The organism is Stenotrophomonas sp. 71799_Sma (genome assembly GCF_056482505.1).
This window is the reverse complement of record NZ_CM151202.1, coordinates 2,480,076-2,504,723: the sequence shown is the minus strand read 5'-3', so window position 1 is coordinate 2,504,723 and position 24,648 is coordinate 2,480,076. Positions and strand designations below refer to the sequence as shown.

The window sequence follows — 24,648 nt, the reverse complement described above, 5'->3', positions numbered from 1 at the left end:
CGGAAGCGCATCCCGGTACCCCTTCATCCACGACTCACGCATGAGGATCTGGCCATGAAATCCGGAATCGATTCGATCAAGGTTGTACTGCTGGTGCTGTGCAGTTGGCTGGCAATGGCGGGCAGCGCCGGTGCCGCAGGCCCGGCCGGGCATTGGGACATTGGCCTGTACGGCAATCTGTTCGGCGCCCGCGAATACCAGGTGTGGGTGCCCGCCGGCTACGACGACACACAACCGCTGCCTCTGCTGCTGGTGCTGCACGGCTGCGTGACCGGGCCGAACCTGATGGGCGAGGCCTCGGGCTTCAACGATGTGGCCGACACCGAAGGCTTCATCGTGGTCTACCCGCGGCAGAACGTCACCTCCAATCCGGCCCGCTGCTGGAACTGGCAGCTGCCGATCAACCAGGCACGCGACAGTGGCGAGCCCTCGCTCCTGGCCGGCATCGTGGAAAAGGTGAAGGCGGCTTACAGTGTTGATCCGCATCGCGTGTACGTCACCGGCATTTCGGCGGGCGGCGCGATGACCTCGATCATGCTGGGCTGCTATTCGGACGTGTTCGCCGCAGGTGCCATCCATTCCGGTGGCATGTTCAAGGGCGCGACCACGATTTCCGGCAGCGCCTACGCACTGTTGGCCGGCAGCATCTACTCGCCGGACAGCAACGGTCGCCTGGCATGGCAGTGTTCGGGTTCGCCGTCGCCGCGACCGCTGCCGGTGCTGGTGTTCCATGGCAGCGCCGACCTCACCGTCAACCCGGTGAACGGGCAGCAGGCCGTGCGCCAGTTCCTGCAGACCAATGACCTGGCCGACGACGGCATGGACAACGATTCGGTGAAGTACGTGCCGACCAGCACCTATCACGGCCAGGTGCCGGGCGGCCGCGCGTATACCGTCGACACCTACGCGTACGGCGGCAGGACGCTGGTCCAGCACTATGTGGTGCAGGGCATGGGGCATGCCTGGAGCGGCAGCCAGTCGGGCCTGCCATTCACCGACCCGAAGGGGCCGGATGCCACGCTGATCACCTGGCTGTTCCTGAAGGACTACCAGCGCTGAGTGGTCGCCGCTGCAGCGTCAAGCCTGGCGGTCGAGACACCATGCTAGCCTTCCCTTTGGCAGGATTGCCTGACAGGGGGAAGGCATGGATACCCGGCGCCGAGATTCCATCGTATTGGCTGCATCCGGCATGCTCGCACTGGCACTGTCCGACAATGCGCTCGCGCATCCGGGCGGGCTCGACAAGCAGGGTTGCCACACCAACCGGAAAACGGGTGAGTATCACTGCCATCGAGGCGCTCCAGCCGCCCCTCGATACGTCGACACTCCGCGCAGCAGTTTCGCCCCTGCCCCCGCGCGCGGTTCCCGGGCATTTGCCAACTGCGCGGAGGCCCGCGCCGCCGGGGTTGCGCCGGTACGGCGTGGTGATCCGGGGTATGGCCCGCACCTCGATCGTGACAATGACGGCGTGGGCTGCGAACCCTATCGGGGCCGCAGGTAGGGCATGGCCCACCTGGCTTCAACTCCCGTTTCCCCGGGTTCGTCGGCCATCGCCGGGAGTGGTCGCACGATCTCCCCGTATTGCAGGGATATCCCCTAGGCTGTTGTGATTGAACTGCAAGGATGAAAGCAATCATGAAGCGCTGGATTTTCCTGGCATTGGCCACGCTCCCGTTCGCCGCCGGTGCCGTGGTCATCCGCGATGATGTTGACGATGCCAGGTACCGGATCGACGCATCGGTGTTCCCGGCACTGGCAGACATGCCGGGCGAGGGGCACGGCGTCCTGATCGCACCGCAGTGGGTGCTGACTGCCGCGCATGCCGCGCCGATGGAGGGGATGGATGCCACGATCACCATCGATGGGAAGGGCTACGGCGTCGAGCGTGTCTTCCTGCACCCCGGCTACCGGAGGATGCCCGAGGCGCTGGGCAAGGAAGCGATGGCAACCGGGAGCGCATCGAAAATCCATGCGTTTCTGGCAGCGTCGGACGACATTGCACTGATCAGACTTGCCGCCCCGGTGAGCGGTGTGCCGCCGGTCGCACTCTACCGTGGCGCCGACGAGGTCACGCAGGTCGCCTCCCTGATAGGGAAAGGCGCCACCGGCAACGGTGCCGTGGGGCTGGCGCCCGGCGGGTCGCATCGTACGACGCTGCGGCGAGCCTGCAACGCGATCACCGGCGGCAACACGCGCTATCTCTGGTACCGGTTCGATCCACCTCCGCAGGGCCTTCCCCTTGAGGGCGTGCTCGGCAACGGCGACAGCGGCGGCCCGCTGCTGATCAGTAAGGAAGGGACCTGGCAGCTGGTGGGCCTCGGCTCCTGGATCACCGCCGTTCCCGAGCATGCGCTAGAGGCGGGCTTCTATGGCCAGGTGGTTTACAACGTCCGCGTGTCCCGCTACCTCAACTGGATCGAAAGCATCATCGTGCGTGACGCGTCACGGTAATGGTGCATCCGGGCAGCCTTCCGCGCAGGTGTTCGCCCGGTCTCAAGTCATGCGACGGGTGTTCGTATCCTTCCCGCCATGGCCTCTTCTTCGTTCAAATTCCCTGCGTGCATGACCGCCTCCCGGCCATCCGGGTGGGTGCAGAGCGGCGAGCGCTGGGATCTGTGGTGGAACGGCCGTTCGGTGGCCAGTATCGTGCCGCATGCCGTGCTCGGGTTCCGCCTGTATCTGGACGCACGCAAGATGTCACAGGCCAAGGTCGTGTCCGCCGCCAGCGCCCGTCAGGCCAAGCGCTACGCCGAGCGCTGGTGTGCTGCACGGCTCTGCCCGCAGTTGCCTCTGCGCGATGCGGTGGCGCGGTTGGTGGCTGTTGCGCCCGGCGCGGGCGCCGTGCCCTCGCAGGTGCTGACGCGGGAGCAGCGGCAGCAGGCCCGGCGCCTGGCTGAAGCCGGGGCAGGGGAGATGGGGAGGATCAAGGAAGCGCTGACACCACGGCCGCGCATGATGGCCGCCAGGCCCGAGGTGCAGGGACGAGGTGGAGCCTGGTCTGTACCCGGCCAGATTCCATCCTCCCCGCGCCGAAACGGGAACACATCTCCAGCCAGGGCTACACCGAAAGCTCCTCACGCACGATCCGGGCCCCTTCGCTGAGCGCACGCAGCTTGCCCCGTGCCACTTCACGGGCCAGCGGCGCCATGCCGCAGTTGGTGCTCGGGTAAAGCTTGTCGGCATCCACGAACTGCAGGGCCTTGCGCAGGGTGTTGGCTACTTCATCGGCGGTCTCCACCGTGCTGGAAGCCACGTCGATGGCGCCCACCATCACTTTCTTGCCACGCACCAGCTCGATCAGGTCGATCGGTACGTGCGAGTTGTGGCATTCCAGCGAGATGATGTCGAGGTTGGAGGTCTGCAGCTTGGGGAACGACTCTTCATACTGCCGCCATTCCGATCCCAGCGTCTGCTTCCAGTCGGTGTTGGCCTTGATGCCGTAGCCGTAGCAGATGTGCACGGCGGTCTCGCACTTCAGTCCTTCGATCGCACGCTCCAGCGCGGCTACGCCCCAGTCGTTCACTTCGTCGAAGAACACGTTGAAGGCCGGCTCGTCGAACTGGATGATGTCCACGCCAGCGGCTTCCAGCTCCTTTGCTTCCTCGTTGAGGATCTTCGCGAATTCCCAGGCCAGCTTCTCACGGCTCTTGTAGTGCGCGTCGTACAGCGTGTCGATCATCGTCATCGGGCCAGGCAGTGCCCACTTGATCGGCTGCATGGTCTGCCGGCGCAGGAACTTCGCATCCTCCACGAACACCGGCTTCGGACGGCTCACTGCGCCGACCACGGTCGGCACGCTGGCATCGTAGCGGTTGCGGATGCGCACGGTCTCGCGCTTCTCGAAATCAACGCCGCTGAGGTGTTCGATGAAGGTGGTGACGAAGTGCTGCCGGGTCTGCTCGCCGTCGCTGACGATATCGATGCCGGCATGCTGCTGTTCCTGCAGGGACAGGCGCAGGGCATCCTGCTTGCCTTCAGTCAGGCCTTTGTCCTGCAGCTTCCAGGGCGACCAGAGCTTTTCGGGTTCTGCCAGCCAGGACGGCTTGGGCAGGCTGCCGGCGGTGGAGGTAGGGAGCAGTTTCTTCGTCGACATTGCGTCTTGTTTCCTGGGGGCGAATGGAAAATCGATGGATCAACGGGCAGCCCACTGCTCAAGCACGGCGCGATACGGCTTGATGAAGTGTTCTTCGGTGAACTTGCCCTGCTTGACCGCCAGCTGGCTGCGCTCTTCGCGGTCGTAGACGATGCGGGTGGACGAATAGTCCTGGTGCTTCAGGCTGGGCTGGTAGACCTTGCCGGCCACGGAGTTGGCGTTGTAGATCTCCGGGCGGTAGATCTTCTGGAACGCTTCCATCGTGCTGATGGTGCCGATCAGTTCCAGATTCGAGTAATCCCCCAGCAGGTCGCCCTGGAAGTAGAAGGCAAGCGGCGCCACGCTGCCCGGTGGCATGAAGTAGCGCACCTGCAGGCCCATCTTGTCGAAATACTGGTCAGTGGGAGAGAACTCGCCCTGGCGGTATTCCACGCCCAGGATCGGATGGTGGTTCTCGGTGCGGTGGTAGGTCTTGCTGCTGGATACGCTGATGCAGATCACCGGCCCCTTGCTGAAGTTGGCACGGTAGGCGTCAGACTCCAGGAAGTGCTTGAACAGCTTGCCATGCAGGTCGCCAAAGCCTTCCGGAATGCCGAAGGTGGCCTTGCCCTCGTTGCTGGCCGGCAGCACCACGCTGAAATCGTAGTCGCGCACGTAGGACGAGAAGTTGTTGCCGACGATACCCTCGGTACGCGCACCGGTCTGCGTGTCGACAATGGTTGGGCGCAGGACCTCGATCAACGGGAACGGATCACGGCCATCGCTGCCGTCGATGTGCATCTCCACCGATATGATGTCCAGCTCGACCGCATAGCGATCCGCGCTCGGGTTGTCCCAGTGCGCCAGATCGTTGAAGCGGTTGTTGATCATGCTGATCGTGTTGCGCAGGTTCTCCTGCCGGGATGCGCCGCGCGCCAGATTGGCGAAATTGGTGGTGATGCGCGTGCCATCGGCGGGCTGGTAGTCCTCGTTGAAGGGGATGCGCGTGATGCTGAAGGTGAAGGTGTCGGTCGTCATGGGCGGCGTTCCGTGTTGCGGGGTGGCATCCGGATGCGGGCGAGGGCATCCGGCATTCAAAGCGCTGCGGCGGTCTCAAGGGCGGTGGCACGATGGCGGGGCAGCGCCAGCAGCGGCATGGCCCGCCGTACCGCCAGTCGCGCCCGCTCGATCAGGGCGTCGCTGTGCACGCGGCCGTCGGCGAAATCGCGATCGGTGGCGTAGACACCCACTGGCAGGGTGCGCGCCTGGAAGAAGCTGAAGAGCGGGCGCAGCTGATGGTCGATCACCAGCGAGTGGCGCTCGCTGCCACCGGTGGCGGCCAGAAGGATGGGGGTGTCGACCAGTGCGTCCTGGTGGATGAAGTCGAAGAAGTGCTTGAACAGCCCCGTGTACGAACCGCGGTAGACCGGCGTTGCCACCACCAGTACGTCGGCCTGTTCAACAGCAACCAGCTGCCGCTCCACAGCGTCGGGCAACTGTGAGCGCCACAGTGCGCCGGCCAGCTGCGGCGCCAGCTCGCCCAGTTCGATCAGGTGTTGCTCGCAATGGATGTCCTCGCCGATCAGGTCCAGCAGATGCTCGGCCAGCGTGGCGGCCCTGGAAGGGCGTTGCAATCCGCCGGAGACGGCGACGATTCGAAGGGGGTGGGCAGGTGAAAGCATGACCCGATCCTAGTCAGTGCCTTCCATGACGTAAAATGGTATTACTTCACCAATCCATGAGCGAGATTCATCGTCATGCTGGAACGGATCCACCTCAGCATCGTGCAGCAGGTTGAGCTGCAGGGCTCGCTCACCGCCGCGGCCGGCGTGCTCAACCTGACCCAGTCAGCCCTGAGCCACAGCATGAAAAAGCTGGAGCAGCAGCTCGGCACCGATGTGTGGCTGCGCGAAGGCCGCAGCCTGCGGCTGACCCAGGCCGGGCAATACCTGCTGGCAGTCGCCAACCGCGTGCTGCCGCAGCTGGACCTGGCCGAGGAGCGGCTGGGCCAGTTCGCACAGGGCGAGCGCGGCGCGCTGCGCATCGGCATGGAGTGCCATCCCTGCTATCAGTGGCTGTTGAAGATCGTCTCGCCGTACCTGGCGGCATGGCCGGACGTGGATGTGGACGTCAAGCAGAAGTTCCAGTTCGGCGGCATCGGCGCGCTGTTCGGCTATGAGATCGACCTGCTGGTCACCCCCGACCCATTGCTGAAGCCAGGCCTGAAGTTCATTCCCGTGTTCGACTACGAGCAGGTGCTGGTGGTGGCCAGCAACCACGCCCTGGCCAAGGTGGACTACGTAAAGCCGCGCCAGCTCGGCCAGGAAGTGCTGATCAGCTACCCGGTGCCGTTCGAGCGTCTGGACATCTACAACCAGTTCCTGCTGCCGGCCGGCATCACGCCGCGGCGCCACAAGGCCATTGAAACCACCGACATCATGATGCAGATGGTGGCCAGCGGCCGCGGCGTGGCCGCCATGCCGCGCTGGCTGGTGGAGGAGTACGCCGCGCGCATGGACGTCGTGCCCGTCCGCCTGGGTGCCAAAGGCATCCCCAAGCAGATCTACCTGAGCGCGCGCGAGGCCGATACCGGTATCGACTACCTCCAGGCCTTCATCGAGCTGGCCCGTAACAGCTCGCCGCTTGCCGGCAATGTGGGCGGAGCGCGTTGATGTCGGCAGGCATGTCACTGCGGGCGGACGCCTTCCTCAACGCCTTTTCACTGGAAGTCAGCGCGAAAGCCATGCCTGCGCTGCGCGCCGAGGCGGCCCGCATACCGCGCGGCACAATCATCTCCATTCCCTGGCTAGCCAGCGAGGACGACGACGCACGCCTGGCCGCCGCATGCGCGGTGCGCGAGCTCGGCTTCGAGCCGATGCCGCATCTCTCCGCCCGGCGTATCGGGTCACACGCAGCGCTTGAACGCTTCCTGGAACGTGCCGCCGGCGAAGCCGGGGTCGCGCGTTGCCTGCTGATCGCGGGTGACCTAGCCACGCCCATCGGACCATTTGCAGACAGCGCGTCGATCATCGAGACCGGTCTTCTGGAGCGACACGGTATCAAGGTCGCCGCCATCGGTGGGCATCCGGAAGGCCACCCGGTAATGAGCAGTGACGAACGCTGGCAGGCGCTTCAACACAAATGCCAGCGCATCGAAGCACGCGGCATGGCCCCCTTGATCGTCACCCAGTTCGCGTTCGATGCCGATACCGTGCTGACTTGGTTGGATGCACTGCGCACGCGTGGCATCACCGTTCCGGTGCTGGTCGGTGTGCCGGGTCCGGCCAGCATCACCCGCCTGCTGCGTTATGCGGCGATGTGCGGCGTAGGCGCCAGTGCATCGATGCTCGCCCGGTATGGCATCTCGATCGGCCGCCTGCTCGGAACGGCGGGGCCGGAGGTTTTCGTCGATCGCCTGGTGAAGGGCTTGACCAGCGCGCATGGCCAGGTCAGTCCGCACCTGTTCCCGTTCGGCGGTGTTGCGCCCTCGCTGGAGTGGATCGAGCAGTACCGGCAGCGTGTTCGCGGTGCGCGCGGCGTAATCCACGAAGACTGACAGCTGTCACTGGTCGCCATTGGGGCGGAAGCGAATAGTGAGCGCCAAGGCGAGGGCCCCTCGCCACCTTCACCAAGGGACCGCTCATGTTCGTCGGCAAGTACTGCCGGTACCTGGCCTCGTTGCGGATGGATGCGGCAGGCAAGGGGCTGGAAACCGCAGGCTGATTGACCTGGTAGTGCCGGCCGCTGGCTGGCTTCCCCATGCAGCGTTGCGCGGGGCTGGCGCAGGCGTCACGATGCCCGCCACTGGCCAACACCGGAAACGCTGACGTCATGAAGACCACATCCTGGTTCTGGATCAACGTGGCCAGTCACTTCGGCATTGTCGCAGCCCTGGCTTGGCTGCCCGCCCGGTGGACGGGGCAACTTGTGGAAGCCCTGGCCGGGACTCAGCCGGCTATCGGCGACACCCGCCATTTGGCCTTCATAGGCTCCATGTTCGGCTTCTGCGTGACCGCACTGATCCTGATGGGGGTGTTGACTGTCACCGGCGAACTGCTGGGTTTCTCCAGGCCCTATGCGCGACGGTCGGAGGCCCAGAACGAAGCGCAGGCCGTCCACCGGAAGGTACTGCTGACTGCATTCGCCACGCTCTCATGGGTGGCCGTGGGATCGCTTGCAGGTATTGCGTCGATCTTCGCGGCCTCGTCATGAAGGGCGACCCTGTCAGCGCCCAGTGTGCCGGAACGGATGGGTGCGTGAACTGCGGGGCTGCTCACGCCTCCCCACGCCACTGGCTCATCAGCATCTGCAGGAATCGCTCCGCCGTGGGCGAGAGCAGGGCGCCGCGGCGGCGGACGATGCCGATCGTGCGTGACACCACCGGGTTGCCGATCGCGCGCGTCACCAGGGTGGGGTGACCCCCATCTGGCGTGGCCATCTTCGGCAGCACCGACACCCCGATGCCGGCCTCGACCATGCCCAGTGACGTCGACAGGTGGGTCACTTCGTAGTGCCAGCTCAACTTGAGGTTCTCGCGCGCCAGCGCACCATCCAGCAGCGTGCGGTTGCCGCTGGTGCGATGCACGGTGATCAACTGGTGCTCGGCCAGGTCGGCCCATTCCACCTTGCGCTTGCGCGCCAGCGGATGATCGCGCCGGCAGGCGAGGACGAAGGGGTCCTCAGCCAGTACGTCGAAGTCGAGATTCGGATCGTTGGCGCCCATGAAGTTGATGCCGAACTCGACTTCGCCACGTTCCACTGCCTGCAGGCCCTCCGTGGCCGGGATATCCAGAATGCGGAAGCGCACGTTCGGGTGCGCTTCGTGGAAACGCGCCATCACGCTGGGCAGGAAATAGAACGCGGCCGTAGGCAGGCAGGCGATGGTGACGGTAGCGCCGCGGGTGTCTTCGCGGCCGCGCAGTGAGAACAGTGATCCATCGAATTCCTCCAGCATGCGACGCACCAGCGGCAGCAGGTTCTCGCCGACAGCGGTGGTACTGACGCTGCGCGTGGTCCGCTCCAGCAGCGGCGACCCCACCGCCTGTTCCAGCTTCTGGATCCGCCGGCTGAGTGCTGGCTGGGAGACGTGCAGGATTTCCGCAGCGCGATGGAAGCTGCGGGTCTCCGACACCAGCAGGAACGCACGCAGATCCAGGATTTCGCAATTGATGCTCATTGGGTATCAATCATCCAAAAATCAGCAATTCACAGATTAATTGGGGTCATGCCAGTATCGAATCACAGAGGGGTCATTCATCCCCTATACGCATCAATCTAGCACACGTATGTCCAACGATCTGCTCAGCATTCCCTGCGTTCTCATGCGCGGCGGTACCTCCAAGGGCCCGTTCTTCCTGGCCAGCGACCTTCCGGCTAACACCGCCGAACGCGATCGCCTGCTGCTGGAAGTGATGGGATCGGGGCATCCGCTGCAGATCGATGGCATCGGCGGAGGCAACGCGCTGACCAGCAAGGTGGCGATCATCGACCGCTCCAGCCGTCCGGACGCCGATGTCGACTACCTGTTCGCCCAGGTACGGGTAGAGCAGCAGGTGGTGGATACCTCGCCGAACTGCGGCAACATGCTGGCGGCCGTAGGCCCGTATGCCATCGAGCGTGGGCTGGTGCAGGCGCAGGATCCGCAGACCGAGGTGCGCATCCACAACGTCAACACCGGCAAGCTGATCGTCGCCACGGTGGAAACGCCCGGCGGCAACGTGGTGTACCGAGGTGACACGCGCATTGCCGGCGCGCCGGGCTCGGCTTCGCCGGTCAGGCTCTCCTTCCTTGATGCGGCAGGTGCCCGCACCGGCAAGCTGCTGCCCAGCGGGCACGCGCAGGAGACCATTGATGGCGTGCCGGTCAGCCTGGTGGACTGCGCGATGCCGATGATGCTGGTGCGTGCCGAAGACCTGGGCGTGCGCGGCGATGCCCCGCCCGCCGAACTGAACGCGGACGCGGTATTCATGCGCCGGCTGGAAGCGCTGCGCATCGATGCGGGCGCCCGCATGGGCATCGCCGACGCTGGCAACAAGGTCATTCCGAAGCCGGTGCTGCTGTCGGCGCCGCAACATGGGGGCGATCTGCAGGTGCGCTATTTCATGCCGCATCAATGCCACACCGCGCTGGCCATTACCGGTGCCGTTGGCCTGGCCACCGCCGCCGTCACGCCGGGCACGCTGGCCCACACTTTGGTCGGATGCCTGTCCGTTCCCGGCCGCATTACCCTCGAACATCCGAGCGGGGCCCTGGAGGTGGGCCTCAGTCGCAGCTCGGGCGATTCGCCGGTGATTGCCAGCGTGGTCCGCACCGCGCGCCGCTTGTTCGAGGGGCGCGTGTACGCGACTTCGCCCGCGCCCACCACGGCCAGTGCCACCCAAGCCCGCCAATGGACGTCAGCGGCATGATCTGAATCCGGACGGGCCGGCGTAGACACGCATGCCCGCCATTACAACGTAGATGCTTCACTCCTGGGAGGGATGATGTACAAGCAGTTCTTGATGGCCGCGCTGTGCGCGGCTGGTCTGGCCGCGGCCGGATGCAGCAACAGCGGGCGCACCGAAGGCGCATCCGCCGGCGGTGGTGACAATGCACCGGTACGCATCAGCGTCGGCTCCTACAACCTCAACAACCTGCCGTTCTTCATCGCCGACGCAAAGGGCTATTTCAAGGATGTCGGTCTCGAAGTGAAGACCGAGAACTTCGCCCAGGGCGGCTCCAAGGTATTGCAGGCGCTGGTGGCCAATTCCACCGACGTGGCCGTCGGCTTCTACGACCACACCATCCAGATGCAGGCCAAGGGCAAGGACGTGGTGGCCTTCGTGCTGCTCTCGCGCAACTCCGGCCTGGTGATGGCCGGCCGCGAGGATGCCACCTTCGATCCGGCCCGCCCGGACACCATCAAGGGCCAGAAGGTCGGCATTACCGCACCGGGCTCCTCGTCAGACTTCTTCGTCCGTCACTTCCTCGCCCAGCATGATATTCCGGCCGACAGCATCTCGCTGATCGGCGTCGGCTCCGGCGCCGCAGCGGTTGCCGCCCTGGAGCAGGGCAAGATCGACCTGCTGGTCAACTACGACCCGGCCGCCACCCTGATCACCGAGCGCAAGGTCGGGAAGATCCTCCTCGACGCGCGCAGCGACGACGGCGCCCGCCAGGTCTATGGCGGCCTGTACCCGACCTCGGTGATGTATGCCAACCAGAGCTTCCTGGACAAGCGCCCCGAAGCGGCCGAGAAGATCGCCCGTGCCGAGCAGATGGCATTGAAGTTCATCGCCGACAACAGTGCCGAAGAGATCGTTGCCGCGCTGCCGGACAGCTACGTCTCCGGCGACCGCGCCACCTATGCCCGCGCGGTGGAGAACGCCCGCGCGATCTTTACCCGGGACGGTCACTTCACGCCGGCCGACCTGGAAACTCCGCTGAAGGTGCTGCGCGAGTTCAACACGGATGTGGCCAAGGCCAACATCGATCTGTCCAGGACCTACACCAATGCCTTCGTCGAGCGTGCCAACGCTGCGGCGCCGGCGGCCCAACCGTAAGCGGAGGTAATCCCATGGCCCTCAATGCCACCGTGCGCCAGCTCAACGGCGCGCCGCAGCTGGAGCCTGCACAGACCATGGTCGCCCTCAACAAGGTGACCATGTCCTTTGGCGAATTCACCGCCGTTCGTGATGTCGACATCCAGGTGGGTGACGGCGAGTTCCTTGCCATCGTCGGCCCGACCGGCTGCGGCAAGAGCACCATCCTCAATTCCGTGGCGGGTCTGCTGAAGCCGTCTTCCGGGCAGGTCAGCATCGACGGCCGCGCCGTCAGCGGTGTGCAGGAGTCGGTCGGCTACCTGTTCCAGCAGGATGCGCTGCTGCCGTGGAAGACGGCTTACCAGAATGTTGAACTCGGCCTGCGCTTCCGCGGCGTGCCCGAAGCCGAACGCAAGGCCAAGGCCAACGCGTGGCTGGCCAAGGTCGGCCTGGCCGGTTTCGAGCATCGCTACCCCCATCAGCTGTCCGGTGGTCAGCGCAAGCGTGTGCAGATGGCGCAGGCGCTGATCGTCGAGCCGAAGGTGATCCTGATGGATGAACCGTTCTCGGCGCTGGACATCCACACCCGGCACCTGATGCAGAACGAGCTTCTGCGCCTGTGGCAGGAGGACCGGCGCTCGGTGATCCTGATCACCCACGATCTGGAAGAAGCGATCGCCCTGGGGGATCGCGTGGTGGTGCTGTCCTCCGGCCCAGCCAGCCGCGTGGTGCGCAGCTTCGACGTGGATCTGGAGCGTCCGCGCAATGTGGCCGAGATCAAGCTGGATGACCGTTTCACCGACCTGTACCGCGACATCTGGGCCTGCCTGCGCGGCGAAGTGGAGAAGAGCTATGCACGCCAAGACTGACAAGTTCATCCAGCTGGCCCTGGTGGTCGCCGTGTTCGGCGGCTGGGAAGGCGGTATCGCGCTGGGCGTGATCGATCCGTTCTTCTTCCCTTCGCCAACAGCGATCGTGCAGCAGGCCTGGACCTGGCTGTCCGATACCTCGTTCTACCAGCACGTCTACATCACCCTGACCGAAACCGCGCTGGGCTACATCATTGGCACCGGCCTGGGTGTGGCTGGCGGCGTGTGGCTGGGCCTGAGCCGACGCTCGGCGCGCATCCTCGACCCCTTCATCAAAGGCTTCAACGCAATTCCGCGCGTAGTACTGGCGCCGATTTTCGTGTTGTGGCTGGGGCTGGGCCTGTGGTCGAAGGTGGCGCTGGCGGTCACCCTGGTGTTCTTCACCACGTTCTTCAATGCCATGCAGGGCGTGCGCGAGGTGAATCCGGTGGTGCTGGCCAATGCCCGCATCCTGGGCGCAAGCCGTAGCGACCTGCTGCGCCATGTCTACTTCCCTGCAGCAGCCAGCTGGATCCTGTCCTCGCTGCGCACCTCGGTGGGCTTCGCGGTGGTCGGCGCGATCATCGGTGAGTACCTCGGGGCCTCGGCGGGCCTGGGTTACCTGATCGCGCAGGCCGAGGGCAACTTCAATGCCGTGGGCGTGTTCGCCGGCATCATCATCCTGGCCGCCTTCGTGCTGGTCATCGACGCCCTGCTGGACGTGGTCGAGAACAAGCTGATCACCTGGCGTCCCAACGCCCAGGCACAGGCCACCAGCTGAACCGGCCGCGCTGACCGGCCCGCCGCGCCGCCGGACCGATCCGGCGGCGCGCACTTCCTCCCCCGATCTTCCCCCGCACCACCGCAACAGGCCAGCGCCGGGCCAGGGGGCCGGCTGGCCGGAGAGAGAGCCCATGAATCATTCCACCGTGCTGCCGCTGGCAGTGCTGCCGGTCGCGCTTGGCCTGCTGTTGGCCAGTGGCCATGTTGGCGCCCAGGCTGTTTCGTCCCCTCCCGCACCACTGAGCCAGGCCGAACTCTCACGCCTGGTGCAGCAGCAGGCGCTGCAGATCCAGCAGTTGGAGGCGCGCCTGCGTGCCGTGGAGGGCGGGCGCGGCACTTCCGGCGCGGCGGTCGCAACGCAGGCTCCCGCGCTGGACACCCGCATTGCCGCACTGGAATCCAGCCAGGCCAAGGCGCCCAAGGTCACCTGGTCCAAGGGCGCACCGGAATTCAGCAGTGCCGATGGCAGCGTGGTGTTCCGTCCGCGCGGACGCCTGTTCGTCGACGCATCCAGCACCGATGGGTCCTCAGTGAGTGACCGCAACATCTCCGGTACCGAGATCCGCTCGGTGCGGCTGGGCGCCGAAGGCCGCTACGGCATCCTCGGCTGGGCGGTGGAAGGTGACTTCGCCGACAACGCGGTGGCGTGGAAGTCGGTCTACGCCACCGTGGACCACCGCCTGTTCGGGCTGCCGGCCGACCTGACCGTGGGCAACCGCCTCAACGACCGGGGTATCGACGGCTCCAGCAGCACGTCCAACACGCCGTTCCAGGACCGCAACGTGGTCGGCACGCTGATGCTGCCGCAGCGCGGCCTGTTCGGTGTCGGCCTGACCGAGCGCGTGTACGGCAAGGACTGGCATGCCAGCCTGTCGGTGGCCGGCAACGATCTCAACAACACCGGCACCGACAACGACAGCCAGACCTGGGCCACGCGCGTGCATTGGAACCCGGTGGCCAACGATGCGGTCACGGTGCACCTGGGGGCCTGGGTCTTCCACGAGGAGATCGCCGCAGGCGCCAGCGGCGTCGTCCGCAGTTCGGCCATCGCCGGGCACTTCAACGACCTGGTCAAGATCGCGCCGGGCACACTGCTGGGCGCCGAGCGCAGCACGGCCCATGGCGCGGAACTGGCAGGCTTCTTCGGGCCGGCCTGGGCGACCGGCGAATGGGGTACGCGCAACCTGCGCGGGGCCGACGCCAGCGGGCGCTACGATCTGGACCACCAGGCCTGGGCGATTTCGGCGGGCTGGTTCCTGGCTGGTGCAAGGCCGGCCTATTCGGGCAAGGCCGGCACCTGGGGCCGGGTCAAGGTGGCCGATCCTGTCACCCGCGGCGGCGCCGGGGCTTGGGAACTGAAAGGGCGCTACGAGGACGTGGACTATGCCGAGCTGCCCAGTGGCGGTACAGGCCACGCGTGGACGCTGGGTGCGAACTGGTATCTCAACGACTTCAGCCGCGTGATGTTCGAGGCGATCCGTTGGCAGACCCGCAACCGCAGCGGCACCGGCCAGGGCAGGGATGAAGGCACCACCTTCAATACCCGCCTGCAGGTGGCCTTCTAGAAACGCATGCCGCTCGCGCGCCGATCAGAGCAGCAGCAATGCTCCGATCAACGCCGGCGGCATCACCAGCGCGCCGACACGCAGGAAGTCGAGCGCGCTGACATGCTCGCCCTCGCGGCGCAGCGCCACCAGCCACAGCATCGTCGCCAGCGAACCGGTGACCGACAGGTTGGGCCCCAGATCCACGCCGACCAGCAATGCGGCACGGGTCTGCGCCGGCAGGTCGGCCATCTGCCCCAGCGAACCGGCGGCCAGGCCGACCGGCAGATTGTTGGCCACGTTGCTCAGCAGCGCAGCCGCGCCACCGGCCAGCCAGCTGGCCTGGCGGGGAGACGCCTGCGCCACGGCCTGCAGCGAGCTGGCCGCGGTCTGGATGACACCGGTCTGCGCCACCGCTTCCACCAGCACGAACAGTCCCGCCACCAGCGGCAGCACGCCCCAGGACACGTGGCGCAGCAGTGGCAGCGGGCTGCGCCGCTGGCGGATCGCCACCACGGCCACACTCAGCGTGCCCGCGCAGAACGTGGTCAGGCCCAATGGCCCGTTCAAGGCGGACGTGACCAGCAACACGGTGCCGGTGAACAGCACGCCCAGTGCGCTCAGCCGGCCGCCGTCGGTCAACGGGCGATGCGCCGGCGCGGCCACCAGCGGCTGGGCGATCTCGCGCCGGTGCACCCAGCGCAGGACCAGGTAGGTGGCACCGATCGCCGCCGCCGACGGCAGCGCGAACTGCGCCAGCCACTGCAGCAGCGGCGGCATGTGCTGGCCGTACACCACCAGGTTGGCCGGATTGGAAATAGGCAGCACGAAGCTGGCCGCATTGGCGATGAATGCACAGACGAACAGGTAGGGCAGGGGATTGGCACGCGCCGCCTTGCAGGCGGCGTAGACCGCCGGGGTCAGCACCACGGCCGTTGCATCGTTGGACAGGAACACCGTCACCAGCGTGCCGACCAGGAATACCAGGTCGAACAGGCGTCGCCCGGATCCGCCCGCATGCCGGACCGCGTACAACGCCACCCAATCGAACAGGCCTTCGCGCCGGGCGAGCTCGGCCAGCACCATCATGCCGACCAGGAAAAGGTAGACGTCGCGGCCTTCGGCGACTGCGTGCCAGGTAGTGCCGAACGACACGGTGCCGCTGAGCGGAAGCAACGCCGCCGCGCCGAGCGCCCACACGTACTCCGGGATGCGGAACGGGCGGAACAGCAGGCCGACAGTGGCAACGGCCACCGCCATCCAGATGATGAGCGAAGAATGGGAAGCGAGCATGGAGTAGGGGCGTGCGCGGTGCCATCCATCGACCCCGCCGCCGGTTCTCCGGCGTATGTGATCGGCGTGCAGGCGCCCGCTGCGATCAGTGCAAGTGCCGGGGTTGCGGCATCATACCGTGCCGGCTGCCCAGCGAATGCCCTGGCGCGGCGCGTTCCGTGACGGCCGCGCCAAGGCATTCAACACCGCGCCTACTGCGTCGCACACTCCACCTTGCGATCAAACTCGGTGCCCAGTACGACCGAGGTGATCGCAAGCGTTGTGCCCTTCCAGACGCGTTGGCACTGGCCGGCTTCGACAACGAACGCTGGACCGAGCTGGTCGAGCCGGGCATCACCGTGCTTGAGCAACCGGTTGAGGAGATGGGGCGGGCCGCGATGTCGATGCTGCTTGAACGCCTGCGCACGCCGGAGCTGCCGGTGCGCCGACTTGTGATGACGGGCCGGTGCGTGGTCAGAGGGTCGACGGCTGCGCGATAGCTCGACGCCCGATTGCGGCGACCCTGAGAGCGCCGTCCGGGTGTTGGCGGGCCAGCCGTTGTCTGTTACAAGCCATCTGTACACGCAGACACGATGGATGATCGCCTTGTCAGAGCCTTATTCAGCGCTGCTCCGCCTGCAGTTGTGCCACGAAGATCTCTCCAGATGGCTGGCGGCGCCCGTGCCCGCAGCATCCCGATGGTCCGACTGGCGATGCATCGCCGGGCAGTGGCACCTGGGCAACGGCGAATACCTGGCCTCTTCAAGCGACGAGGCGTTGGATCGCCTGCTCGCGGACTGCCAGGCGCTGCTGGCCCGTTACCCAGACAATCGCGCCGCATTGAAAGCCTTCCTGGCCTCTGCACAGGCTGAGAACATCCAGGTTGCCGCCTATGACCGCAGCAGCACGCACTTTGTTGCAGGATCGCTGACCTATTCGGAAAGCCTCTACGATCTCATCGCGTTTCTTGCGGTGGCACGAAGCGCCGCCGATTTCCTGACGGCAGGCGACCAAGGGATGGCGCTGATCCACGACTATCTCTGGGCCGAGGACGATGAGCGGGAGACCGTTGCCGCGATTGCGCTGGTCGGCCAGGGGGAATCCAGCTTCCTGTCTTCCACGGACCTGGATACCGTCACCGCGTCCTTCGAAACACTGGTGGAGGCCATGCTGGAAGACCAGGACGACCCGGAGTTTCATCCGCGCAACCAGCTCGATCGACTTTGACCCACGCTGTGTGTATCCCACTGGGACGACCGCCAAGGACCCCGACATGAAAGGACATCACGCCCTCCATGCGCGTCGCGGCATACGTTGGCTCCTCGCACTGGGCCTCTGCGTCCTGCCGGGATCCGCCCTTGCCGGTACAACGCAACCGGCACGCACCTGGCTTGTCAGTGGTGCGGAGCTGATGACGCTGCTGCAAGGAAATGGCGCCGACGGCTTCTGCGACGGCGATGAGTGCCGAAGCCTGTCCAGCGCTCGCGCCAGCGCCTATATCCAGGGCGTTGCCGATGCCAGCCACGCCCAGTGGTGTGGCCAAGGCCGGATTCTTCCGCACGAGTTGGTTGACCGGGTCGCTTCACATCTTCGACAGCTGCCCCGCGAGCGATTGCAGCAGGATGCGTCTTCACTGGTTGCCGAAGGGCTTCGAACGGCCTTTCCCTGTGGTGGCGGCGCGTCACGTGGTGGCAGTGCCGAGCCCGGCAAAGACGAATAGAACAGGCCGCGCTCAACGCGTGACGACGCGAACGTCCTACACCCTCGCGACACGGTGCATTCACGGCTACCGACACCCGCGCTGTCCACACTGCATGTTCCTTCCACAGCACGAGGTGCCCCATGGCCACCTGTGATGTCTGCGGCAACAACTACGACAAGAGCTTCACCCTTCACCAGGGCGGGCGTAGCGGCACGTTCGATTCGTTCGAATGCGCGATCCATGCGTTCGCCCCGCGCTGCACCCACTGCGATTGCGCCATCATCGGACACGGTGTCGAGGGAAACGGCCAGATCTTCTGCTGCGCACATTGCGCCAGTCATGCTGGTGTAAAGGGTGTCGCAGACCGGGCTTGAGCGGGATGCAGCTCCATCCCGCTGGTCATGCCGGCACAAGAGAAGCAATTCGTGCCACCCGGGCTGCTCCCGAGTCGGCGAGCAGCGCCATTGCCCGCTGTTTCTGCGACGGCCTCCCCGCCACGGCCTCCCGTGCCAACACGACGTCGAACTCCCTGGCGTTGGCGTCCAACGCGGTTGCCAGCACGCACGAATCGGCTGTCATCCCGCTGAGCCAAAGTCGGCGCACGCTCAGCTTGGCCAGCAGGACCGGCAGCGGGGTGGCGAGGAACGCCGAGTGCTTGGGCTTGAGCACAAAGTAGTGATCGGGCAGGGGAGAGAGCAGCTCGGCTATCCGTCCGGCTGCCCCCCGTCCCGCTTGCACTGTGCGACCTGTTGGCGGAAGTCACGCTTCCAGTCGGAGAAATTGTCATTGGCATAGATGACCGGCCACCTACGGTCATCGAAGTGGTCTCTCAAACGCCGGATCTGTCTGGCCGCCCGCTCCGCAGCGGGCGCAAGATCCTGCGCCCCGGGGAAGTCGAAACGGCTGAACATGTCGATGATCAGCAAGGCCGTCGATGGATCATGTCCCATGGCTCAATCACCTGTCTGTGCGTGCGGGGCCTCGACCGGCTTGGACTGCGGCGAATCCTTCTGGCGCAGGAAGATCGTCAGTACAACCAGGGACAGCACGGCGAGGAATTCGCTCTGCCAGTTCTGCATCGAGAATGTGCTGCTGGCCAGGTGCTGCAGGAAGCCGGGTGCGGGCAGGCCCTGCAACAGCTTCTCGGCTTGCTCGGCTCGCCAGCTTCCCAACGCGTGCAGCGTGAAGCTCAGCAGGAACAACAGCCCGAAGGCGATTGCAAGCGAATGACCGTACAGCACCTTCCAGATGCCGCCACGCTTCACCGGCCAGGGCGTAGGTCCTGGCTCGACGCGGCTCTGCTCCCGTGCAGGGTCCAACGGCCGCGATTCAGCCGAGCCATGCTGGCGAAGGCTGACGGTCAGGAGAACATACATGCCCATCTGCAGGAATTCGCTCTCCCAGTTCTCGAATGTGGCGCTTACAAAGTGGCCGGTCTCCAGGTAGTGCCATAGATCGATCGGCGCGCGCCCGTGCTGCGTCAACTCCTCGTTGTGGACATGGTGCCCCGCAACTGCCTGCCCAACGATGAACACGACGGTGAGTACAAGCAGCACCAGCGAGAGACCGTTGCGTTTCCACATGCAACACCTCGATCAGCTGTTCCAAAGACCGTGCGGAAGCATGCGCGGGCAAGAGGGCAGGGCTCGTGATTACTGCGCATCGAGGATGTGAGGCGGGCTCAACGCTTGCCTGTCGGGTCAGGATCCGGCCGCTCGTAGTCTTCAGGTACCGCCTTGGGGTCGTCCCCATCGTCGGGCATGTCGTGGTCCTTCCACCTGGCCTGGTCGTTGCGACGTTTGTCCGGCGTATGGGCCTTCGACTGATCGTCCACGTCTGTGGTTGGATTGAAAGGCAGCTTGTCGTTCATGGGCAGCTCCTGCGGCGAGAACCTGAAGCCTGCACCGGTCCGGGTTAACGCCACGACGCCGCGGAATGAACGCTGCGCACACCCGGATGTCACCGCAGCAGGAGGAGTGTCCTGCGATGCTGGTGTTCCGATCTTTCTGGAGAACCGCGATGCAGGCGTTGACCTATCACGGCCGCAGGGATGTGCGCGTCGAGACTGTGCCGGACCCGGTGCTGGCGGCCGAGGATGATCTGATCCTGAGGGTGACCGCCACCGCCATCTGTGGTTCGGACCTGCACCTGTACCGGGGCAAGATTCCTGACCTGCACGATGGCGATGTGCTGGGCCACGAATTCATGGGCGTGGTGGAAGAGGTCGGCAGCGGCGTGACCCAGGTGAAACCCGGTGATCGCGTGGTGATCCCGTTTGTGATTGCCTGCGGCGAGTGCTTCCACTGCCGGCTGGCCGAGCATGCCGCCTGCGAGACCACAAATCCGGGCAAGGGCGCCGCACTGAATCAGAAGGGCATACTGCCTCCGGCCGCCTTGTTCGGCTACAGCCATCTGTATGGCGGCGTGGCCGGTGGGCAGGCCGAATTCGTGCGTGTACCGAAGGCGAATGTGGGTCCCTTGCGCATTCCGGAAGGCATTGCTGATGAGCAGGTGCTGTTCCTGTCTGACATTCTCCCCACCGGCTACCAGGCTGCGTTGAACGCAGGGGTGAAGGCGGGTTCGACGGTGGCCATCTTCGGTGCGGGCCCGGTGGGGCTGATGAGCGCGGCCTGCTGCCGCCTGCTGGGCGCAGAGACCATCTTCATGGTCGACCATCTTCGTTACCGCCTTGACTACGCGCGTCGCGCTTACGGGGTGACCCCCATCGACTTCAGGGAGATCGAGGACCCGGCCGATTACATCCTGACCCAGACCAGCGGGCGCGGCGTAGACGCCTGCATCGAGGCGGTAGGTTTCGAAGCCGAGGGCAGTGCGCTGGAGTCAGCATTGACTGCCGTGAAGCTGGAGGGCAGCAGCGGGGTGGCGATCCGGCAGTGCATCGCAGCGGCCCGCCGCGGCGGCGTGGTCAGCATCCCCGGTGTCTATGCCGGCTTCATCCACGGCTTCCTGCTGGGCGACGCGTTCGACAAGGGCTTGACGTTCAAGATGGGGCAGACCCATGTCCAGGGGCTGATGCCCGAGCTGCTGGACGCCATCATGGAAGGAAAGCTGGACCCGGGTGACATCATCTCGCACCGGATGCGCCTGGCCGATGCAGCGCAGGGCTATGCGATGTTTGATGCCAAGGATGACGACTGCCGCAAGATCGTTCTGACACCGTGAGCGTGGCGCCATGAGTGCGATTGTCGTGGGCTGTGTGTACGCACTGTGGTTGGTGGCCGGTTCGCTGGACTTCCATTTTCACCGCCGGACCGACCTTCCACACACCTCCGCGATGCGCGAAAGCCTGTTGCATGGGGTGCAGCTGCTGCTGATCGGCAGCGGCGTGCTGGCGTGGCTGCTGCTGGAAAACACGTTGTCGCTCCTCACGTTTCTGGCACTTCTGGTCATCGCACACGCGGTCGCCGGATACTTCGATACCGTCAGCGCGGACGGCCGTCGACGCATCAGCCCGGCGGAACAACATGTGCACAGCGTGTTGGATGCCGCGCCGTGGGTCCTGCTGGGCTGGGTCGGCTGGCAGGTCCACCCCGGGTGGTCGCTCGACGTGAAACCTGCAGCACCGGACGTCTGGTGGTTCGCCCTGTTGCCGGCACTGGGCCTGGTGGTGCTGCCATGGCTGTGGGAACTGCGGCAGTGCGTGCGTGCACGAGAGCAACGCACGCAGACGGATCCGTGAGGATCACGATACCGGGCATTCATGTGCCCGCCACGCGGTCAAGACAGGCATGTGACTGCCTGCCGCCTACGTTCATGGCGTATCTCCATTGCAGGTCTGCCACCCATGCAGGATGTGACGTCATCCTCTTCGCTGTTCAATCGCGCACGCCAGGTGCTGGTACAGCAACCGGCATTGCCTTTGCCCGGGGGCGGCCAGACGCTGCAGCGTTGGCAGGCGCTGGCAGCCTGGGGGGCAGAGGATCTCTGCCTGGCCAAGGTGCTGGAGGCCCACTATGACGCCCAAGCGATTGCTGCCGAGTTGAAGGCGCCCATCCATGCTGAAGACACGTTGCTGGCGGTGTGGGCTGCAGAGGGTCCGACCAACACCGTTCGCATCGATGCCGGCGGTGGGTTGTACGGTGACAAGCCCTGGTGTTCCGGCAGCGCATGGGTGGATTCGGCACTGGTAACGGTTCGCAACGCGCAGGGCGTGTGGCTATGCCAGGTGGCGGCGGAACACTGGCACACACTTGCAGGCGAGCCATGGCCCGCCGTGGGCATGGCCGCAATCCCGTCCACCACGGTGCGCTTTGACGGCGCACCGATGGTGATCCTGGGGACGCGCGATGACTACCTTCAGCGCCCGGGCTTCTGGCATGGCGGGGCAGGCATCGCGGCGGTCTGGTTTGGCGCAGCGGCCGCATTGGCCGAGCGCATGCGACCGGCCTGCACCGAGGGGAATCGCGCGCGGCTGCTGGGTGAAGTGGACCTCGCCCTGGGCCCGGCTGCCGCGCTGCTTCGCGAACTGGCGGCGCGCATCGACGCCGCGCCCGAACTGACCCATCGCGAAGATGTGGTGCGCCTGCGCTGTGTGGTCGAGCGTGCGGCAACGCGTGTGCTGGACCTGGCGGGTCGCGCGCTGGGCCCGGGCCCGATGTGCCTGGAGGCCTCCCAGGCCCGGCGCTGCGCGGACCTGACCGTGTTCCTTCGCCAGAGCCACGCCGATCGCGATTGGGAATGGCTGGGCGAGCAGCGTGCCACACAGGAGGCGACATGGGCGCTGTAGCCAGGACACCCCTGCAAGGGGAAGGAACCCAGGAGCAGGCCTGGCTGCACTGCGATTGGCTCTGGCAGCAACCGACCATACCGGCAACCGCACTCTGCAGCGGGCATGACCGCATGGTGGTGGTCGCGCCGCATCCGGATGACGAAATACTCGGCTGTGGCGGGCTGCTGCATCACGCTGTGGGGCAGGGTATCGACGTCAGTGTCGTTGCGGTGACCGACGGTGAAGCATGCTATCCGGGCGAGCCGTGGTGGACGCCCGAACGCCTGCGATCAACGCGCCGAGCGGAGCTTGCCGCGGCATTGGGCGAACTAGGTATTCCGGTCGGCTCCATCTTCCACCTGGGTATCGCCGACGGCGCGGTCAGCGCGCACGAGCAGGGGCTGGAAGGCTGGCTGCAGCAGTATCTGCAACCGCGCGATCTGGTCCTGGCGCCATGGCGGTTTGATGGCCACCCCGATCACGAAGCCGCAGGGCGCGCTGCCTGCCGCGCCGCGCGGGCGGCCGGTTGCCACCGGCTGGAGTACCCGGTGTGGGGCTGGCACTGGCTTGACCCTGCCTGCGCACATATGGCGTGGGAGGTTCCGAAGCTGATCGACATTTCAGCGGTGGCGTCCGCAAAACGAAACGCGATCGCGCATTTCCGGACGCAGACGGGTGACGTGGCGGGCCTGAACAGCCCGCCGGTGCTGCCCGCACATGTACTCGCCCGATTCTTCCGAAACTACGAGGTGTTTCTGGCATGAGCGCCCAACCGTACTTTGATGACCTGCATGAGCAGGAGGACCCGTTCGGCTACCGCAGCCGGTGGTATGAAGAGCGCAAGCGTGCGCTGCTGCTGGCAAGCCTCAGCCAGCGCCAGTTCGCTCGCGGCTGGGAACTGGGGTGTTCCAACGGCGTACTGACCGAGGCGCTGGCGGCACGTTGCGAACGCCTGCTTGCAACCGACATCAGTCCACGTGCGGCGTTCCAGGCGCGCCGCAACCTGGCCCATCTGCCGCACGTGCAGGTCCATTGCGCCAGCCATCCCGAGCAATGGCCGCCAGGACGCTTCGACCTGATCGTCTGCGGCGAAATGGGCTACTACCTGGGGGCAGGCGCACTGCGCGAACTGCGCGGTGGCATCGATGAAGCACTTCGCGATGACGGCCTGCTGGTCGCCTGCCATTGGTTGCCCTCGTTCCCGGGACGCGCGAGCCGGACCGAGGTGGTGCATCGATGCCTGGGGGAAGGCCTGCAGGAAGCCTTCCACTACCGCGATGCGGACTTCGTGCTTCAGGGATGGACACGGGGCCCCTTGTCATTGGCCCGGAACGAGGGCTTGCGGTGATAGGCGTCCTGATACCCGCCCACAATGAGGCGGACAGTATCGCGCGGTGCCTGCAATCCATCCGGGTGGCGGCCCTGCACCCAGGCCTCGGCGGCGAAGCAGTGGAGGTAATGGTCGCGCTGGACGCTTGTACGGATGCAACGGGCACCATCTGCCACCGATACCGGGTCGGGAGCGTACAGCTGGATGCACGCTGCGTCGGTGTCGCCCGGGCCGCAGCCGCTGCTGAACTGCTGGGGCGGGGCGCCAGGTGGCTGGCAAGCACGGACGCTGACAGTGAGGTGCCTCCCGAGTGGCTGGCCGCACAGGTTCAGAGCAGTTGTGACGCTTTCTGCGGACTGGTGGACATAGCGACGACCTGCCAGAGTGAACGGCGCCTGCGCAGGGCATTCCAGGCAAGGCAGCAGTGGGGCGACCATCATGGGCGCATCCACGGTGCCAACCTCGGCGTCTCTGCCTGTTCCTATCGGGCCGTTGGCGGCTTTGCTCCCCTGCACTGTAGTGAAGACGTGGCGCTTGTCAGAGCGCTGCAACGCCGCGGTGCGGTGGTGCGATGGGCCGGCGCTCCCGTGGTGATGACCAGTGCGCGTCTGCAGGGGCGCGCTACAGGCGGATTCTCCGCTTATCTGGCGGCGCTGGGTGGCGAGCGCTCTGGCGCGGAAGCACCCGCCCTGATCACCTGAGGGTCAGCCACTCCGTCACGCAAGGGCCTCGTGTTATCGGGGCGTGCGGTTTAGGAAAGCGTTGGGACAGGGCAGGCCACGAAGGCCCTCATCCCTGCCTACTCCGAGATCCGCAGCGTGGCGCGCAGCAACTGGGATGGGCTCTCC

The 24,648-nt window shown here is 65.6% G+C and carries 30 protein-coding genes and 1 pseudogene; 22 read left to right on the top strand and 9 right to left on the bottom strand.

Annotated elements, in window-relative coordinates; all coding sequences use genetic code 11:
- The first annotated feature begins 54 nt into the window (after positions 1–54).
- The 4 genes from ACZK4Z_RS11645 (at position 55) to ACZK4Z_RS11630 (ending at position 3,102) form a co-directional block, all read left to right on the top strand.
- Entirely contained in the window at positions 55–1,059 is a 1,005-nt protein-coding gene (locus ACZK4Z_RS11645) for an extracellular catalytic domain type 1 short-chain-length polyhydroxyalkanoate depolymerase (protein ID WP_191862315.1), read from the top strand.
- Between the two features lie 85 nt (positions 1,060–1,144).
- Positions 1,145–1,501 (top strand): excalibur calcium-binding domain-containing protein, encoded by a 357-nt coding sequence (locus tag ACZK4Z_RS11640; RefSeq protein WP_430370111.1) that lies wholly within the window; start codon positions 1,145–1,147, stop codon positions 1,499–1,501.
- A gap of 134 nt (positions 1,502–1,635) precedes the next feature.
- Complete coding sequence (locus ACZK4Z_RS11635; protein ID WP_171954321.1) at positions 1,636–2,451, top strand: S1 family peptidase; 816 nt, start codon at positions 1,636–1,638, stop codon at positions 2,449–2,451.
- Positions 2,452–2,529: 78 nt separating this feature from the next.
- Positions 2,530–3,102 (top strand): hypothetical protein, encoded by a 573-nt coding sequence (locus ACZK4Z_RS11630; RefSeq protein WP_253900872.1) that lies wholly within the window; start codon positions 2,530–2,532, stop codon positions 3,100–3,102.
- Here ACZK4Z_RS11630 and ACZK4Z_RS11625 read toward each other — a convergent pair.
- The 3 genes from ACZK4Z_RS11625 to msuE are packed head-to-tail and all read right to left on the bottom strand — an operon-like array spanning position 3,059 to position 5,754.
- Entirely contained in the window at positions 3,059–4,093 is a 1,035-nt protein-coding gene (locus ACZK4Z_RS11625; protein ID WP_171954320.1) for a methionine synthase, read from the bottom strand. The two genes, ACZK4Z_RS11630 and ACZK4Z_RS11625, sit on opposite strands and share 44 nt — an antisense overlap.
- A 39-nt stretch (positions 4,094–4,132) precedes the next feature.
- On the bottom strand, positions 4,133–5,110 hold the full coding sequence (locus tag ACZK4Z_RS11620) for a DUF1852 domain-containing protein (protein WP_109814153.1): 978 nt from the start codon (positions 5,108–5,110) through the stop codon (positions 4,133–4,135).
- 56 nt (positions 5,111–5,166) lie between these two features.
- Entirely contained in the window at positions 5,167–5,754 is a 588-nt protein-coding gene (gene msuE / locus ACZK4Z_RS11615; protein ID WP_171954319.1) for an FMN reductase, read from the bottom strand.
- 75 nt (positions 5,755–5,829) lie between these two features.
- Here msuE and ACZK4Z_RS11610 point away from each other — a divergent pair, with 75 nt between their 5' ends.
- The 3 genes from ACZK4Z_RS11610 to ACZK4Z_RS11600 all read left to right on the top strand — a co-directional run bounded on the left by ACZK4Z_RS11610 (position 5,830) and on the right by ACZK4Z_RS11600 (position 8,284).
- A complete protein-coding gene (locus tag ACZK4Z_RS11610) occupies positions 5,830–6,744 on the top strand; it encodes a LysR family transcriptional regulator (RefSeq protein ID WP_430370107.1) in 915 nt (304 codons plus the stop codon).
- Complete coding sequence (locus ACZK4Z_RS11605) at positions 6,744–7,628, top strand: methylenetetrahydrofolate reductase (RefSeq protein WP_171954317.1); 885 nt, start codon at positions 6,744–6,746, stop codon at positions 7,626–7,628. Before ACZK4Z_RS11610 ends, ACZK4Z_RS11605 begins: the two co-directional genes overlap by 1 nt.
- Before the next feature lie 275 nt (positions 7,629–7,903).
- Positions 7,904–8,284, top strand: coding sequence for a hypothetical protein (locus ACZK4Z_RS11600; protein ID WP_019337724.1), 381 nt, complete (start codon positions 7,904–7,906; stop codon positions 8,282–8,284).
- Positions 8,285–8,345: 61 nt separating this feature from the next.
- Here the strand turns inward: ACZK4Z_RS11600 and ACZK4Z_RS11595 are convergent, their stop codons facing one another.
- The gene (locus ACZK4Z_RS11595) at positions 8,346–9,248 is read right to left on the bottom strand and encodes a LysR substrate-binding domain-containing protein (protein WP_049481172.1); all 903 of its coding nucleotides are present in this window, start codon (positions 9,246–9,248) and stop codon (positions 8,346–8,348) included.
- Positions 9,249–9,357: 109 nt separating this feature from the next.
- Here ACZK4Z_RS11595 and ACZK4Z_RS11590 point away from each other — a divergent pair, with 109 nt between their 5' ends.
- From ACZK4Z_RS11590 to ACZK4Z_RS11570, 5 genes are all read left to right on the top strand, one after another.
- Entirely contained in the window at positions 9,358–10,479 is a 1,122-nt protein-coding gene (locus ACZK4Z_RS11590) for a 4-oxalomesaconate tautomerase (RefSeq protein ID WP_430370104.1), read from the top strand.
- A gap of 75 nt (positions 10,480–10,554) precedes the next feature.
- Positions 10,555–11,613 carry an ABC transporter substrate-binding protein gene (locus ACZK4Z_RS11585; protein WP_134957781.1) on the top strand — a complete coding sequence of 353 codons (1,059 nt, stop codon included), beginning with the start codon at positions 10,555–10,557 and terminating at the stop codon, positions 11,611–11,613.
- Positions 11,614–11,627: 14 nt separating this feature from the next.
- On the top strand, positions 11,628–12,461 hold the full coding sequence (locus ACZK4Z_RS11580) for an ABC transporter ATP-binding protein (protein WP_005416613.1): 834 nt from the start codon (positions 11,628–11,630) through the stop codon (positions 12,459–12,461).
- Positions 12,445–13,221, top strand: coding sequence for an ABC transporter permease (locus ACZK4Z_RS11575; protein WP_005409726.1), 777 nt, complete (start codon positions 12,445–12,447; stop codon positions 13,219–13,221). The genes ACZK4Z_RS11580 and ACZK4Z_RS11575 overlap by 17 nt, the downstream gene beginning before the upstream one ends.
- Positions 13,222–13,354: 133 nt before the next feature.
- A complete protein-coding gene (locus ACZK4Z_RS11570) occupies positions 13,355–14,788 on the top strand; it encodes a porin (protein ID WP_171954315.1) in 1,434 nt (477 codons plus the stop codon).
- 24 nt (positions 14,789–14,812) lie between these two features.
- On the opposite strand, the gene ACZK4Z_RS11565 is transcribed toward ACZK4Z_RS11570, so the two are convergent.
- Positions 14,813–16,060 (bottom strand): arsenic transporter, encoded by a 1,248-nt coding sequence (locus tag ACZK4Z_RS11565; RefSeq protein WP_171954314.1) that lies wholly within the window; start codon positions 16,058–16,060, stop codon positions 14,813–14,815.
- Between the two features lie 266 nt (positions 16,061–16,326).
- Here ACZK4Z_RS11565 and ACZK4Z_RS11560 point away from each other — a divergent pair.
- The 4 genes and pseudogenes from ACZK4Z_RS11560 to ACZK4Z_RS11545 form a co-directional block, all read left to right on the top strand.
- Positions 16,327–16,539, top strand: a pseudogene (locus ACZK4Z_RS11560) (substrate-binding domain-containing protein); the annotation flags it as partial.
- A 97-nt stretch (positions 16,540–16,636) separates the two neighbouring features.
- Positions 16,637–17,266, top strand: coding sequence for a hypothetical protein (locus ACZK4Z_RS11555; RefSeq protein ID WP_171954313.1), 630 nt, complete (start codon positions 16,637–16,639; stop codon positions 17,264–17,266).
- Between the two features lie 46 nt (positions 17,267–17,312).
- Positions 17,313–17,759, top strand: a complete 447-nt coding sequence (locus tag ACZK4Z_RS11550) for a Rap1a/Tai family immunity protein (protein WP_216653766.1) — start codon at positions 17,313–17,315, stop codon at positions 17,757–17,759.
- 122 nt (positions 17,760–17,881) lie between these two features.
- Entirely contained in the window at positions 17,882–18,115 is a 234-nt protein-coding gene (locus tag ACZK4Z_RS11545; protein ID WP_171954312.1) for a hypothetical protein, read from the top strand.
- Positions 18,116–18,140: 25 nt separating this feature from the next.
- Here the strand turns inward: ACZK4Z_RS11545 and ACZK4Z_RS11540 are convergent, their stop codons facing one another.
- From ACZK4Z_RS11540 to ACZK4Z_RS11525, 4 genes are all read right to left on the bottom strand, one after another.
- Positions 18,141–18,410 carry a cysteine hydrolase family protein gene (locus ACZK4Z_RS11540; RefSeq protein ID WP_430370098.1) on the bottom strand — a complete coding sequence of 90 codons (270 nt, stop codon included), beginning with the start codon at positions 18,408–18,410 and terminating at the stop codon, positions 18,141–18,143.
- 35 nt (positions 18,411–18,445) lie between these two features.
- Entirely contained in the window at positions 18,446–18,691 is a 246-nt protein-coding gene (locus tag ACZK4Z_RS11535; protein ID WP_430370096.1) for an isochorismatase family protein, read from the bottom strand.
- 3 nt (positions 18,692–18,694) lie between these two features.
- Complete coding sequence (locus tag ACZK4Z_RS11530) at positions 18,695–19,324, bottom strand: DUF6766 family protein (protein ID WP_171954311.1); 630 nt, start codon at positions 19,322–19,324, stop codon at positions 18,695–18,697.
- Between the two features lie 98 nt (positions 19,325–19,422).
- Positions 19,423–19,611: a hypothetical protein gene (locus ACZK4Z_RS11525; protein WP_100445724.1), complete on the bottom strand. Its 189-nt coding sequence runs from the start codon at positions 19,609–19,611 to the stop codon at positions 19,423–19,425.
- A 149-nt stretch (positions 19,612–19,760) separates the two neighbouring features.
- On the opposite strand from ACZK4Z_RS11525, the gene ACZK4Z_RS11520 reads away from it, so the two are divergent.
- The 6 genes from ACZK4Z_RS11520 to ACZK4Z_RS11495 all read left to right on the top strand — a co-directional run bounded on the left by ACZK4Z_RS11520 (position 19,761) and on the right by ACZK4Z_RS11495 (position 24,501).
- Entirely contained in the window at positions 19,761–20,924 is a 1,164-nt protein-coding gene (locus ACZK4Z_RS11520; protein WP_171954310.1) for a zinc-dependent alcohol dehydrogenase, read from the top strand.
- A gap of 10 nt (positions 20,925–20,934) precedes the next feature.
- On the top strand, positions 20,935–21,441 hold the full coding sequence (locus ACZK4Z_RS11515) for a hypothetical protein (protein ID WP_171954309.1): 507 nt from the start codon (positions 20,935–20,937) through the stop codon (positions 21,439–21,441).
- A 105-nt stretch (positions 21,442–21,546) separates the two neighbouring features.
- Complete coding sequence (locus ACZK4Z_RS11510) at positions 21,547–22,488, top strand: acyl-CoA dehydrogenase (RefSeq protein ID WP_171954308.1); 942 nt, start codon at positions 21,547–21,549, stop codon at positions 22,486–22,488.
- Positions 22,476–23,234 (top strand): PIG-L deacetylase family protein, encoded by a 759-nt coding sequence (locus tag ACZK4Z_RS11505; protein ID WP_043395815.1) that lies wholly within the window; start codon positions 22,476–22,478, stop codon positions 23,232–23,234. Before ACZK4Z_RS11510 ends, ACZK4Z_RS11505 begins: the two co-directional genes overlap by 13 nt.
- Positions 23,231–23,818, top strand: a complete 588-nt coding sequence (locus ACZK4Z_RS11500) for a class I SAM-dependent DNA methyltransferase (protein ID WP_019337690.1) — start codon at positions 23,231–23,233, stop codon at positions 23,816–23,818. Before ACZK4Z_RS11505 ends, ACZK4Z_RS11500 begins: the two co-directional genes overlap by 4 nt.
- Entirely contained in the window at positions 23,815–24,501 is a 687-nt protein-coding gene (locus ACZK4Z_RS11495) for a glycosyltransferase family 2 protein (RefSeq protein ID WP_043395812.1), read from the top strand. The genes ACZK4Z_RS11500 and ACZK4Z_RS11495 overlap by 4 nt, the downstream gene beginning before the upstream one ends.
- Positions 24,502–24,648: the final 147 nt, after the last annotated feature.